The sequence below is a fragment of the Paenibacillus sp. YN15 genome (assembly GCF_003285005.1).
GTDB lineage: Bacteria > Bacillota > Bacilli > Paenibacillales > NBRC-103111 > Paenibacillus_AR.
On sequence record NZ_QMFA01000001.1, the window covers coordinates 50,929 to 63,664 of the forward strand.

A 12,736-nucleotide genomic window follows, 5' to 3' on the forward strand; every position below is an offset into this window, starting at 1 on the left:
AAGTAGTTCAAGAAAGCTGCAAAATTTGGTCAGCAAGGGGGAACGGAAGGAATGGAAGGAGTAAGTCCTCTTTTTCAGGTCAAGGTGTCCTGCATATCCTGCGGGCATGCGTTCATGACCTCCAGGGTTCGGCCCAGCTTCAAAAAATCGGCAGGCACGGAGACGGATTTCAACATTCTGTACAAATTGACCAATCCCGAGTATTATGTAGTCCGGGTATGCCCCCAGTGCGGCTTCGCCACAACGGAGAGCTTCAGCCAGAAGCTGACTCCGGCGCAGCGCGAGGAGTTCGAGAACCGGGTGCGGATCAACTGGGTGGAGCGGGATTACGGCGGCGAACGCAGCTGGGAGGACGCGCTGCAGTCGTACAAGCTGGCGCTTCTGTGCGCCCAGATTAAGGAAGAAAAGGTCAGGCTCATTTCGGGCCTTTTGCACCATATTGCATGGCTTTACCGGGAAAAGAAGGATGTGGAGCAGGAGCGGCGTTTCCTGCAATTCGCTCTGGATTCATACATACAGGTATATGAAACCGAGAAGGAAGTCAACAACGCCCGGCTGATGTATCTTATCGGGGAGCTGAACCGGCGTCTGGGCAATTACCATGAGGCGGTCAGATGGTTCTCCCGGGTTATCAACGACAAGAGCATCATGGATTCGGCCATGATCCGGGCCTGCCGGGAGCAGTGGGTGGTTACCCGCGAGGATATGCTGAACGCCCGCATGGAGCTGCCGGAGGAAATGGAGAGCGGCAAGTGACGGTCCATACATACATAAACTAAACAGCCTGCCAATCCCTTGCAACAGGGCGGCAGGCTGTTTTTGGCGTTTTTACCGGAGCTTCCGGTCGGCCAGCAGGTAGTCCCGGTCCGTATCCACAACGGTGAAGGAGCCGTGGCAGCAGGGAAATACCAAGAGCCGCTTCCTGCCCTCGTGGATCGGCGCCAGATCCTTTACCTTCAGGGGGAGAATCACCCGCTCCGCACCGCAAAAGGGGCAGTTCTCCACATAGATATCCTGGCGGAGGGTTTCATAAGGCCATGTATGGGAAAAAGGAATCATTGCGGCGGCACATCCGGTTTGGGAGCCGCGGCGGCGGCGTTGCCCGGCTCCCGGTCCTGCTGCTTGGAGAGCTCGGCCAGCTTCTGCAGCAAAATATGCTGGGGCATATGCATCAGATGCTCCAGCGGCACCTTCAGCATTTGGGACAGCTTAAGCGCCGTTTCAGGCGAAATTTGCAAGGGTTTCACGGCGTATCCGCATCCTTTCCTATGGAGATTTCATCGATGTGGCTTTTGAGCGTCCGCGCCGATTTCCGCAGAAGCTCCTGCTCCTCGGGGTTCAGCTCCAGATCCAGAATTTCCCGCACCCCGCTGTGGTCGACAATGCAAGGCACACCCAGGTAAACCTCCTCCAGACCGTAATGTCCGGAAATAAGGGTGGATACCGTTAGGACGGATTGCTCGTTGCGCAGGATGGCGGCGCAAATCCGGTCCAGCGCCAGGGCAATGGCGTAGAAGGTGGCGCCTTTGGCGCTGATGATCTCGTACGCGGCGTCCCGGGTATTCCGGAAGATTTCATCCTGCTTCTCCCGGGGGAGATCCACCTGGATGCCCGCTACGTTGGCCCGGCTCCAGGCCGGAAGCTCGGAATCGCCGTGCTCCCCGATAATATGGGCGTGTACGCTGCGCGGGTCGATGTTCAGCTCTTCGGCGATCAGGTAGCGGAAGCGGGCGCTGTCGAGAAGCGTGCCGGAGCCGATCACCCGGTTGGCCGGCCAGCCGGATTTTTTCCACGAGAAATAAGAAAGGACATCCACCGGATTGGTGGCAATGAGAAGGATGCCGGTGGTGTTGTATTTGGTGACATTTTCAATAATGCTCTCGAAGATTTTCACGTTGCGCTTCAGGAGATCCTGCCGGGTTTCTCCGGGCTTCTGGGCCGCTCCGGCGGTTACGACAATGATGTCCGCATCCCGGCAATCCTCGTAATCTCCCGCCCACACCCGCACATTGCCCACAAAAGGCAGGCCATGGTTCATGTCCAGCGCATCTCCGCGGGCTTTGTCCTTATTCACGTCAATCAGCACCAGCTCGGACATCCGCTTGTGCAGAAGCAGGGTATATGCAGTTGTGGAGCCTACGGCGCCCGTTCCGATCACGGCAATGCGCGTCGCTTTTGCGCTTTTATCCGGCATCTTTATCACCATCCATCCATGAAATGTAAGTGCGCCCGCCTGCGGACACGTGAGGTTGTTTTCATTTAAGCATAAGAGGTGTCAAGCCGCAAGTTTTTCCAAAATGCTCCGGCATTCGCGGAAAGCCTCTTTCCATTACCATACCCGAATCCGCGGGTTCTGTTTCACATTGGGGGCGGGAATGTGGTTTAATGAAGATATTGTGGGCAAATAAATCAACCAAAGGAAAGGTGTACATAACCAATGAAAACGCCATTGCCGCAAGTCTGGAATATGGACCGCATTTTTGCAGGAGGCAGCGCGTCTGTCGAGTTCGCCGCTTTTGTGGAGGAGACCGATAAACTGGTTGCCGAGCTGGCCCGCAAGCTGAAGGGCGGAGAGCCGCCTGCCAGCAAGGAAGGGGCCTGGGGGCTGATGGAGGCTGTATCCCTGATGCAAACCATCCTGTTCCGCGTCCGCGAATCGGAATCCTTCGTAGGCTGTTTGGCCGCTGCCAATACCGCCGACAAAAAGGCTCTGCAGCTGGACGGACGGATCAAAACCCAGCTGGCCGCCTACCAATCCGCTCTGACCCAACTGGACCGAATTCTGAAGGGCATTGAGGACGATGTATGGCAGGAATTGAAGGGGACGCCCGAATGGGATCACATCGCCTTCAATCTGGACGAGCGGAGAACCGCCGCCCGGGAGAAGCTGCCGCCGGAGCAGGAGGCCCTTGCCGCCGATTTGGCCGTGGACGGCTATCATGGCTGGAGCAGCATGTATGATACGGTGGTCAGCCATTTTGCCATTCATCATGAAGAGGACGGCAAGGAGCTGAAGCTGTCCGCCGGGCAGGCCTTTAACAAGCTGCATACCGGAGACCGGAAGGTGCGGGCGGAGCTGTTCCGCAAGTGGGAGGAGGCATGGGGGGAGAAGGCGGACTATTGCGCCGATGCCCTGAACCGCCTGGGAGGCTTCCGGCTGCAGCTGTACCGCCACCGGGGCTGGGATTCCATTCTGAAGGAGCCCCTTTCCCTGTGCCGGATGAAGCCGGAAACCCTGGACGCCATGTGGGATGCCGTCTCCCGGAGCAAGGAGCCGGTGACCCGGTATTTGGAGCGGAAGGCGCAGATTTTGGGTCTGGACCGGTTGGCCTGGCATGATGTGAGCGCTCCTCTGGGCGAGAATGCCAAGCATATTCCTTATGACGAAGGGGCGAAGCTGATTGTGGAGCAATTCGGACGCTTCAGCCCGAAGCTGGCCGAATTTGCCCAAGCTGCCCTGGAGGAGGGCTGGATTGAAGGCGAGGACCGTCCGGGCAAACGTCCCGGGGGCTTCTGCACCTCTTTCCCGCTGAAGCAGGAAACCCGGATTTTCATGACCTACAGCGGCACGATGGACAATGTCTCCACCCTTGCCCATGAGCTGGGCCATGCTTACCACCAGCATGTGATGAACGATATGCCTGCCCTGGCCCAGGAATACGCCATGAACGTGGCCGAAACGGCCTCCACCTTCGCCGAGATGATCGTCAGCGACGCGGCGCTGAAGCTGGCGGAGGACAAGGAGGAGAAGATCGCGCTTCTGGAGCAGAAGATCCAGAACACCGTGGCATTTATGATGAACATCCATGCCCGGTTTATCTTCGAAACGCGGTTTTATGAGGAGCGGAAAAACGGCCTTGTGTCCGTAGAGCGCCTGAACGAGCTGATGCTGGAGGCCCAGAAGGAAGCCTACTGCGGCATGCTGTCGGAATATCACCCGCATTTCTGGGCGTCCAAGCTTCACTTCTATATTACCGATGTGCCCTTCTACAACTTCCCGTACACCTTCGGCTTCCTGTTCAGCTCCGGCATCTATGCCCAGGCGCAGGCGGAAGGGGAGGAGTTCGGGGAGCGTTATGTGGCTCTGCTCCGGGATACCGGCAGCATGAGCGTGGAGCATCTGGCGGCCAAACATCTGAATGTGGACCTGAGCAAGCCTGATTTCTGGCTTCAGGCCATTGAGCTGTCCCTGAAGGATATTGAGGAATTCCTGGCGCTGACCGATCCCGCCTAATCCGGTGCGATTCATGCTCCCAAAGTCCCTTTTTTCTGGAAACTAGGCCTTTCCGATAGTTCTTTTCACACTTCCGTGTCTGCTGAATATGGGCTAACCTTGTAGCATAAGGGTTATTCATGTCTGGGTTATTCTTCAATAGCGGGGTGAAAAGAATGACACTTGCCAACTGCAAGCATTGCGGGGAATTGTTCTTGAAGAAAAAAAGCGACTATTGCAGCGAGTGCCAGACTTCTTATGACCGCATGTACATGGAAATGCGGGATTACGTAAGAAGCCACCCGCGGAGCACCGTGATGGATGTCCACGCCAAGACGGGCATTCCCGTCTCCAAGCTGCTGGAGCTGGGCAGTGAGGATTTTGTGCCGTTTACCAGATGAGCCGGTTTGCCCGATAGCATGGGACAAAAAAAGTTGCGTTTGCCGCTCCGGCCGTTTTGCCGGGCGAACAAAAAAAGAAGGGCCGGGAGCTGCTCCCGGTCCTTCTCTTTTTACCATCCGCTTGCTCGCGGCGGTCTGTTAGCGGGTCTTGCCGGAGAGCTGCTGCTCGGCGATTTGCACAAGGCGGCGGGTAATATGTCCACCGATGGCGCCTGTGTCGCGTGTTGCCATGAAGCCGTAGTATCCGTCCTGAGGAATTTGAATGCCCAGTTCTTGCGCTACCTCGTATTTCATTTGATCCAATGCCTTGTTGGCTTGAGGCACTACGAGTGTATTGCTGGAACGACTTTGTCCTGCACCCATTATTATCACCTCCGTTTACTGGTAGTATGGTCACGGAGGGGAGAATCATGCATGCGCTTAATTTCCAATTTGTTCCTGGGGCTGTTGCGGATGGGTCAGAGGGTCCACAGCTCCAGCAAACCAAGGATAAGGGGGAAAAGAAAAATCCCGTATTTCAGCCACGCGCCGATGCCTGCCGGGGGTATTTCTTCACAGCCGCAGTCCTCCTCCCGGCGGCCGGAGACTCCCCAGGCCGACTCCGCCAGCAGGAGCAGCTGGCAGATGGCCAAGGCATACAGCCCCATGGCGGACAGCTTGACGATGACGGTCATTCCCGGCTCCACCTTCTCCGCCAGACCGCCTCTTCTGACAAGCAGCAGAATATAGGTGGCGAAGCCGGCCAGAATGGCGGAGCGGCATCCATAGTGGAAGACGCGGCCTATATCGCTTCTGTTCATAGCTCCTCCTTTTTCTGGCGGGGATGGTTAGAATATCGAACTGAACCAATCCAGAACCAACGCCCCGCCGATAATGGCCGCCCCGGCAATCAGAGACAGGATCAGCACAAAGCGGATTTTGAAAACGGAAAGCAGCATCAGGGTGCCTTTGAAATCGATCATCGGTCCCAGCACCAGGAAGGTCAGAAGCGAGCTTTTGGAAAAGGCGGGCAAAAAGGAAGCGGCCACAAAGGCGTCCGACGAGGAGCACAGGGACAGGACGTAGGCCAGCCCGGCCATAAACAGATGGGCGCTGAGCCCTCCGTGGCCGATGGCAGACAGACTGGCGGGGCTCACCAGCGTTTGCACCAGGGCGGTAACCCCGGCTCCCAGGATCAAAAATTTGCCCATCTCGAAAAATTCATCGGACCCGTGGCGCAATACCCCCTCCAGAAAGCTTCTATGGCTGTGGACATGCTCGCCGCGCTGTCCGGCCAGGGAATGGCGGAGGGGCGATCCAACCGCATAGCGGTACAGACAAAGCCCCGTCAGGGCTGCGGCGGCAAAGGCAAGCCCCATCCGGGCGTAGGCCATTTCGCGCATGGGCCCGAAGGCCATCAGAGTGGAGGCAAAAGCCACGGGATTCAGCACCGGACCGGCCAGCAGGAACACGGCAGCCATATAAACGGGCATGCCCTTGTTCATCAGCCTGCGGACAATGGGCACCATGCCGCATTCGCATACGGGAAACAGGAGTCCCAGGGAGCAGGCGAACATAATGCCGAGGACAGGATTCTTCGGAACCAGCCTCCGGATCACATGCTCAGGCACAGCAAGATGAAGGATGGAGGAGAGAATCACCCCCATCAGCATAAAGGGCAGCGCGTCCAAAATGATGCCGAGAAAGATGTTGCCGAAGGGGCCTGAAAGAATCGGCAGCAGGACGGACCAGTCGGGCAACGGTCTGGTGGCCGCGATCAGAATCAACAGAGCGCAGCTGGCCAGGCCCAGGGCCGGCGGCGCCCAGCGCAGAAAGGCGGCTTGCATGGCGGTTTCCTCCTTGAGACAGGCTTAAGGACTTGTTTAAGCCTATGCGGGCAATCATTGACTTTATGCGGTTTGGCGTTTAAAATAAGCTTCAATCAGCATAAGCAGATTGGTTGCGATGACAGGAAAAAGTAGGTGGCAAGCGCTTCTTCAGAGAGCCGGTGGTGGCTGGAAACCGGCGGAGCGCGCCATGCGAATGGATCCTTGAGCAGATGGCTTCTTCCGCAGCGCGGGGAAGCGCCAGCCGGCTGTTCCCCGTTAGCGGAACTTTGAAAGGCTTGAATCCGGACCTCCACGGACCGGACAAGCGAAATAGGGTGGCACCACGGTCTATCGTCCCTTGCGGCGGCAGGCTTTTTTTGTTTGAAAAAACATTGAAAAGGAGCAAATTCCATGAAAACCGTGCTTTCCGGCATTCAACCCAGCGGCAAGCTGACCATCGGCAATTATATCGGGGCCATCAAGAACTATGTGGCGCTGCAGGAGGACTACAACTGCTTTTTTATGGGGGTGGATCTCCATGCCGTCACCGTTCCCCAGGACCCGGCAGCGCTCCGGGAGCAGACGGAGATGATTGTGGCCCTGTATGTGGCGGCAGGCATCGACCCCAATAAGGCGGCCATCTTCATGCAATCCCATGTGAAGGAGCATGCCGAGCTGGGGTGGTTGTTGACCACCCTGACCTATATGGGCGAGTTGGAACGGATGACCCAGTTTAAGGACAAGGCGGCAGGCAAGGAATCGGTGGGGGCGGGGCTGTTTGTTTATCCGTCGCTGATGGCTGCGGATATTCTCTTGTACAATGCCGATCTGGTGCCGGTGGGCGAGGACCAGAAGCAGCATCTGGAGCTGACCCGTGACCTGGCCCAGCGGTTTAACCAGCGCTACGGACAGACGTTCAAGGTGCCGGAGCCGTATATTCCCCAGGTGGGCGCGCGGATTATGTCCCTGGACGATGCGTCCAAAAAGATGAGTAAGAGCAATCCCAATCCGGGCAGCTATATTGCCCTGCTGGATACGCCGGATGAAATCCGCAAGAAGCTTTCCCGGGCGGTGACGGACTCCGGCCGCGAGGTGCGGTTTGATCCGGCGGAGAAGCCGGAGGTGTCCAACCTGATGAGCATTTACACCCAATGCTCGGGCCTTAGCCTGAAGGACGTGGAGGCGCGGTATGAGGGCCAGGGCTACGGGGCCTTCAAGAAGGATCTGGCCGAAGTGGTGGTAGCGGCCCTTGCCCCCATGCAGGAGCGCTACAGAGCCATCCGGGAGAGCGGCGAAATTCCCGCCATTCTCCGCTCCGGCGCAGAAAAGGCGGCAGCCAAAGCAGCACCTATGGTCAATGAGGTGAAGGAAAAGATGGGCTTCCTGCTGCCGTAACCGCAGGACAGGAAAACAAAAAGACCCGAGAGAAGCCGCCAAAGCTTCTACGGGTCTTTTCATTTAGCCGGCCTGCCGGCGCCTGGCCCGGGCCTTCATCCCGAAGCCGAAGCCGATCCACAACAAAGCCGCCGCACCGCACAGGACAACTCCCCAGAGACTGCGCAGGCTGATGAAGAAGCTGACACCCGCCAGCAGCAAAATTCCGATACACGCAAACAACAGAGCCATCCACCGCGGCATCTTTTTTCCTCCTCCTATACATAGCGTGAAGAACCGTAATCCGGGTTGTCTCCGGCCAGAAAAAAATGTTGCGGCTTGCATGAATATTGTTCGGCCATAATGCCATAATAAGTTTGCAAGCTTCCAAAGAGAGCTTGCTAAACTATCCAAGACAAACAGATTGAAAGGAGTGCTTACGCAATGGGTACTGGACAATCTCGCAGCAGCAACACTCTGGTGGTTCCCCAAGCAAGCCAAGCTTTGGATCAGCTGAAATATGAGGTAGCCCAAGAGCTGGGCATCCAAATTCCTCAAGACGGTTACTACGGATTCATGGCTACGCGCGATACTGGCGCAATCGGCGGCCACATCACCCGTCGTTTGGTACAAATCGCTGAGCAATCTCTTGCAGGCAAGTTTTAATTAAGCGCTCCGCGCTTTTGTTGATGGCTTAACCGAAATAAGCGGGCAGCTCTCCTTTGGAGGGCTGCTTTTGCTTTAATTTAGAATGATTATAACACAAAAGCCCGCACCCGGCGAACGGACAAGCGCTCGCAGGGTACGGGCTTTATTCTAACCGGTTCAGGGTGTTTCCAGCCGCAGCTTCTTGTACAGCCTGGATTCGGAAAGCCAGCCCACATAAGAATCGATGGGGTTCATCTTCCGGTCCAGAAGCACGGCGGCCACAAACGGATATTGCTTCCGGTGCCGGTACCGCACATCGGCCCAGCGGACCTCATAACCCCAGTCATGCTCCTTTAACTCCGCACAGGCGAAGGAGGAAAAATACAGGAAGGCGGCTACGTCGGGATGGGACTTGGAGGCGTCGACGGCAGGGTGGCAATCGCATTTTACCGTATCCAGCCAGACCAGACGCTTTTGCTTCAATTCCCCAATGGCATAAGAGCCGTCCGTCCGCTTCTTCATCACATTCCAGGCATACAGGTTAATGGTGGGAATGAGATAGTAGCGGTCTCCCGGCAGGTAATCCCTGTCCTGGATATGCAGGCTGCGCTCAAGCAGGAAATGGTGCAGGGTCCGCCAGCAGTAATACAGGACAATGAGTGTGTACAGCACCGGGAAAATGGTCTGCGGCTCCGCCAGCTTGAAGGCCCACAGGAAAATGGCGGCCAGATGGGAAACAAAGATAAACGGATCGAAGATATGGATAATGTTCCATGATATCCACTTTCGGGAGAATGGCTTGACGGCCTGGGTTCCGTAAGTGTTGAACAGGTCGGTGGCCACATGGAGCACAACGGCCAGCAGCGTCCATAATCCGATATGCAGGAGCGGCAAGCCGGGAACCACAAGGCCGATGGCGGCGGTAATCAGCAGCGTCCACAGGAGAAGCACCGGCAACGAATGGGAGGTTCCGCGGTGCTGGCGGATATATATGGCATTTCCCTTCAAGCGAAATAGGGTGTCCAGGTCAGGAGCCTGCTGCCCGAGTACGGTTCCGAACAAAACGGCGGCGGCGACAGTGGAATCTTGGGCGACGACAGGATCAATATGGGCCAGACCGGCAAGGCCAAGACCAAAGACAAGATGTGTTCCGGTATCCATGAACTGGCATAACCTCCATAAGAATGATTCTTTCTTGCTATGTTCTAGTGTAACAAATAATCATTCAAATTAAATCGGCGGAAGTCACAAATTTGTGTGGGTCTGATGTCAAATTTGTTAAAATCCCGAAAAACCTTTTGTCCGCATGGTCATCCCCTATTTTTTGTTTCCCGTTGGCTTTCTATACGTTCTACATATTTGCTCGATAATGGGAGGGGGAGACGCCTGCAAACTTTTTAAACAGGCGGGAAAAATAGAATACATCAGTAAAGCCAAGCGTCGTCGCGGTTTCCTTCACAGTCAGGTTATGATTCAGCAGCAGTTTTTTGGCCTCTGAAATTTTCAGCCGGTGCACATATTCGTGCAGGGAGTAGCCTGTTGCATTCCGTACTGTGCGCCGCAGGGTCGTCAGCGAAATGAAATGTTTTTTACAAATCTCAGCGGCATGAAAGGGTTGGTTAATAGAGGCCGAGATACTATCCAGCAGCTTCAGAACCGGGGTTCCCTCGGAATAATGCGGCTTTGGGCGGCTGGCTGAGACAAGCTCGTACAAAAGCGATTCCAGCAGCAGCGCGGCGCGGTCCAGATTGCTTGGGTCAATGCTTTCCATGAGGGAAAAGATGAGGTTGATTTTACTTTCGTAATTATCGTCCATTCTTAATTGCCGGACTTGGTTTGGATCTGTCAGCCAAGTATCCAGCCATTCCTGAATCCGCGAGCCTTCAATGGTAAAGTAATATTCATCCCAGGTTTCATGTGCAGCGGGGCCATAATCGTAATAGGCATCCGGATGAAATAAAAAGAAGCTTCCTTTACGAACCTGCTGGATTTCACCGCCGTTAATCCGGTAAGTGCCGGAGCCGTTTGCAATATAGACCACCGCCCAGTGATAGAAAATGGCTTGATGGCGAAAAAGCTTTCGATCCGGCAAATGGCCGACGCCCAATATGGTGAGGGATTTGATGCTTTTCAGGTTTTTATCAATAGACCGGTCAATGATGCGAATCGGTTTGGCGCTGATCATATAGTCCATGTAGGTGGCCATTATGGGCATTCCTCCTGAAAAACCGCCTATGATATGCTGAGTATATAATACATATTAACAAAGGAGCGGTAGAAGGTGAAGACAGAAAAAATGAAAGTCGGCCTGATCGGAGCAGGGTCCATTTCGGAAATGCATCTGCAGGCTTATGCCCAGCTTGAGGATGTGGAAGTGGCGGCGGTGTGCGATCTGATCCAATCCCGGGCAGAAAAGAGGGCCTTGGAGTATAAAATCCCTTTGATTTATACGGATTACAAGGAGCTTCTGGCGAATCCGTCGATTGAAGCAGTCAGTATTTGCACATGGAACCAGTCCCACGAAGAGATCTGTCTGGCGGCATTGCGGGCCGGAAAGCATGTTTTGGTCGAGAAGCCTTTATGCAAAACGGTTGAAGAAGCCAACAGAATCGCGGAAGCTGTGCGTGAAACAGGAAAAACGCTGCAGGTCGGTTTTGTGCGGCGTTATGATGACAATGCCCAGTTAGTGAAGCGCTTTATCGATGAAGGCGAGTTTGGGGAGATTTACTACGCCAAGGCCTCCTACATCCGCAGACTTGGCAACCCTGGCGGTTGGTTTGCCGATTCCCGCCGGTCCGGGGGCGGCCCTCTGATCGATTTGGGGGTTCACATCATTGATTTGTGCTGGTACCTGATGGGTTGTCCGAAGCCCGTTTCAGTCAGCGGCAACACCTATCGCAAGCTCGGGAACCGCGCGGAGATCCGCAATTTGTCCTTTTACAAGGCTGCGGATTATGACCCGGATTATAACGATGTTGAGGATATGGCCAATGCATTGATCCGATTTGAAGGCGGGGCATCTTTATATGTAGACGTCAGCTTCACACTCCACGCCAAAAAGGATGAGGTCGCGGTAAAGCTCTATGGGGAAAAAGGAGGCGTAGAGGTCGAGCCGGAGCTTATTATGGTGGGCGAGAAGCATCAGACCATCCTCAATATTTCTCCCCAGACAGACCGGTCGACTATTCATGTTCCCAACGCGTTCTTAAGGGAGATAAGCCACTTTATTTCCTGCTGCAAAACCGGCGGGAATCCGATCAGCTCAGTTGAATCCGGTTTGACGATGATGAAAATATTGTGCGGTATCTATGAGTCGGCTGAAAAAGGCGCCGAAATAAAATTGGGATAAGGGGAGGAATAAAAGTGAAGGTGAAATTTGGGATAAGCAGCTATTGCTTGTTTAAAGACATGAAGTCCGGCAAAATGGATATTCTTGATGTCGTGGATTGGGTTGCGGATCAAGGGGCGGAGCATATTGAAATTGTTCCCGTGGGCTTTCAACTGGAGGGACAAAAAGGATTGGCAGCGGAAATTAAAGACAGGGCTGCCTCAAGAGGATTGGAAATATCCAATTACGCCATTGCGGCCAATTTCGCGGTGGACACAGAGGAAGCGTATTTGCAGGAGATTGCCCGGGTAAAGCAAGAGGTGGACATAGCGGCAAGTCTTGGAGCCAAACGGATGAGACATGATGTAGCCGCCCCTGCGTACAGATCAATCGGCGAGTTTAACAAAAGCCTCGGGCAAGTGGCAAAGGCCTGCCAATTGATTGCCGACTATGCCTCGCAATATGAAATCGTCACGAGTGTGGAAAATCACGGATTTTTCGTACAAGCCAGCGACCGGGTGCAGGCGCTCGTTCTGGCGGTTGACCGGCCTAATTTTCGCACGACGCTGGATATCGGCAATTTTTGCTGCATAGATGAGGACCCGGTGGCTGCAGTTAGGAACAATCTGCCTTATGCCTCCATGATTCATTTTAAGGATTTTTATAAACGTCCCGCTTCCAAGAACCCGGGAGAAGGCTGGTTTTCAACTGCCAACGGAAATTATTTGCGCGGGTCTATATTTGGGCATGGCGATATCGAAATCAGGGAAATCATTGGATGCATCCAACGTTCCGGGTATAACGGCTATGCTTCTCTCGAATTTGAAGGGATGGAGAATTGCCGGGACGGCACGCGGATTGGATTTGAAAATTTGCGCCGGATATGGGATGAGGTTGCAGAGGAGCTAAAATAAAGCAATGTCGAGCCTTGGAAGCCATTCCAAGGCTCGTTTTATCGTCCAGT

The 12,736-nt window shown here is 54.7% G+C and carries 16 protein-coding genes and 1 other annotated feature; of the genes, 7 read left to right on the plus strand and 9 right to left on the minus strand.

Annotation, left to right across the window (positions count from 1 at the left end; translation table 11 throughout):
• Positions 1-51 precede the first annotated feature (51 nt).
• Positions 52-756, plus strand: coding sequence for a DUF2225 domain-containing protein (locus DQG13_RS00160; protein WP_113017351.1), 705 nt, complete (start codon positions 52-54; stop codon positions 754-756).
• A gap of 72 nt (positions 757-828) precedes the next feature.
• On the opposite strand, the gene DQG13_RS00165 is transcribed toward DQG13_RS00160, so the two are convergent.
• Genes DQG13_RS00165 through DQG13_RS00175 form a run of 3 tightly spaced genes read right to left on the minus strand, consistent with a single transcriptional unit; the run spans position 829 to position 2,194 of the window.
• The gene (locus tag DQG13_RS00165; protein ID WP_113017352.1) at positions 829-1,059 is read right to left on the minus strand and encodes a hypothetical protein; all 231 of its coding nucleotides are present in this window, start codon (positions 1,057-1,059) and stop codon (positions 829-831) included.
• A complete protein-coding gene (locus tag DQG13_RS00170; protein ID WP_113017353.1) occupies positions 1,056-1,247 on the minus strand; it encodes a YycC family protein in 192 nt (63 codons plus the stop codon). Before DQG13_RS00170 ends, DQG13_RS00165 begins: the two co-directional genes overlap by 4 nt.
• On the minus strand, positions 1,244-2,194 hold the full coding sequence (locus DQG13_RS00175; protein WP_113017354.1) for an L-lactate dehydrogenase: 951 nt from the start codon (positions 2,192-2,194) through the stop codon (positions 1,244-1,246). Before DQG13_RS00175 ends, DQG13_RS00170 begins: the two co-directional genes overlap by 4 nt.
• Before the next feature lie 243 nt (positions 2,195-2,437).
• Here DQG13_RS00175 and DQG13_RS00180 point away from each other — a divergent pair, with 243 nt between their 5' ends.
• Complete coding sequence (locus DQG13_RS00180; protein WP_113017355.1) at positions 2,438-4,234, plus strand: M3 family oligoendopeptidase; 1,797 nt, start codon at positions 2,438-2,440, stop codon at positions 4,232-4,234.
• Positions 4,235-4,428: 194 nt separating this feature from the next.
• Positions 4,429-4,614 (plus strand): hypothetical protein, encoded by a 186-nt coding sequence (locus DQG13_RS00185; RefSeq protein ID WP_146767070.1) that lies wholly within the window; start codon positions 4,429-4,431, stop codon positions 4,612-4,614.
• Between the two features lie 138 nt (positions 4,615-4,752).
• On the opposite strand, the gene DQG13_RS00190 is transcribed toward DQG13_RS00185, so the two are convergent.
• The 3 genes from DQG13_RS00190 to DQG13_RS00200 form a co-directional block, all read right to left on the minus strand.
• Positions 4,753-4,977 (minus strand): alpha/beta-type small acid-soluble spore protein, encoded by a 225-nt coding sequence (locus DQG13_RS00190; RefSeq protein ID WP_113017357.1) that lies wholly within the window; start codon positions 4,975-4,977, stop codon positions 4,753-4,755.
• Positions 4,978-5,072: 95 nt separating this feature from the next.
• A complete protein-coding gene (locus tag DQG13_RS00195; protein WP_113017358.1) occupies positions 5,073-5,414 on the minus strand; it encodes a DUF1980 domain-containing protein in 342 nt (113 codons plus the stop codon).
• Between the two features lie 27 nt (positions 5,415-5,441).
• Positions 5,442-6,440 carry a permease gene (locus DQG13_RS00200; protein WP_113017359.1) on the minus strand — a complete coding sequence of 333 codons (999 nt, stop codon included), beginning with the start codon at positions 6,438-6,440 and terminating at the stop codon, positions 5,442-5,444.
• 109 nt (positions 6,441-6,549) lie between these two features.
• Positions 6,550-6,784, plus strand: a binding site (T-box leader).
• Between the two features lie 49 nt (positions 6,785-6,833).
• Between DQG13_RS00200 and trpS the strand changes: the two genes are divergently transcribed.
• Positions 6,834-7,817, plus strand: a complete 984-nt coding sequence (gene trpS / locus DQG13_RS00205) for a tryptophan--tRNA ligase (protein ID WP_113017360.1) — start codon at positions 6,834-6,836, stop codon at positions 7,815-7,817.
• Positions 7,818-7,880: 63 nt separating this feature from the next.
• Here the strand turns inward: trpS and DQG13_RS00210 are convergent, their stop codons facing one another.
• On the minus strand, positions 7,881-8,060 hold the full coding sequence (locus DQG13_RS00210; RefSeq protein WP_113017361.1) for a DUF5325 family protein: 180 nt from the start codon (positions 8,058-8,060) through the stop codon (positions 7,881-7,883).
• Between the two features lie 180 nt (positions 8,061-8,240).
• Here DQG13_RS00210 and DQG13_RS00215 point away from each other — a divergent pair, with 180 nt between their 5' ends.
• Positions 8,241-8,462, plus strand: a complete 222-nt coding sequence (locus DQG13_RS00215; protein WP_113017362.1) for an alpha/beta-type small acid-soluble spore protein — start codon at positions 8,241-8,243, stop codon at positions 8,460-8,462.
• Between the two features lie 159 nt (positions 8,463-8,621).
• Here DQG13_RS00215 and DQG13_RS00220 read toward each other — a convergent pair whose 3' ends face one another.
• Both DQG13_RS00220 and DQG13_RS00225 read right to left on the minus strand, forming a co-directional pair.
• Entirely contained in the window at positions 8,622-9,605 is a 984-nt protein-coding gene (locus DQG13_RS00220) for a metal-dependent hydrolase (protein WP_113017363.1), read from the minus strand.
• 190 nt (positions 9,606-9,795) lie between these two features.
• On the minus strand, positions 9,796-10,650 hold the full coding sequence (locus tag DQG13_RS00225; RefSeq protein WP_258525382.1) for a helix-turn-helix transcriptional regulator: 855 nt from the start codon (positions 10,648-10,650) through the stop codon (positions 9,796-9,798).
• 90 nt (positions 10,651-10,740) lie between these two features.
• Here DQG13_RS00225 and DQG13_RS00230 point away from each other — a divergent pair, with 90 nt between their 5' ends.
• Together DQG13_RS00230 and DQG13_RS00235 are read left to right on the plus strand one after the other, a co-directional pair.
• Complete coding sequence (locus DQG13_RS00230) at positions 10,741-11,793, plus strand: Gfo/Idh/MocA family protein (protein WP_113017680.1); 1,053 nt, start codon at positions 10,741-10,743, stop codon at positions 11,791-11,793.
• Between the two features lie 14 nt (positions 11,794-11,807).
• A complete protein-coding gene (locus DQG13_RS00235; RefSeq protein WP_309472212.1) occupies positions 11,808-12,686 on the plus strand; it encodes a sugar phosphate isomerase/epimerase family protein in 879 nt (292 codons plus the stop codon).
• Positions 12,687-12,736: the final 50 nt, after the last annotated feature.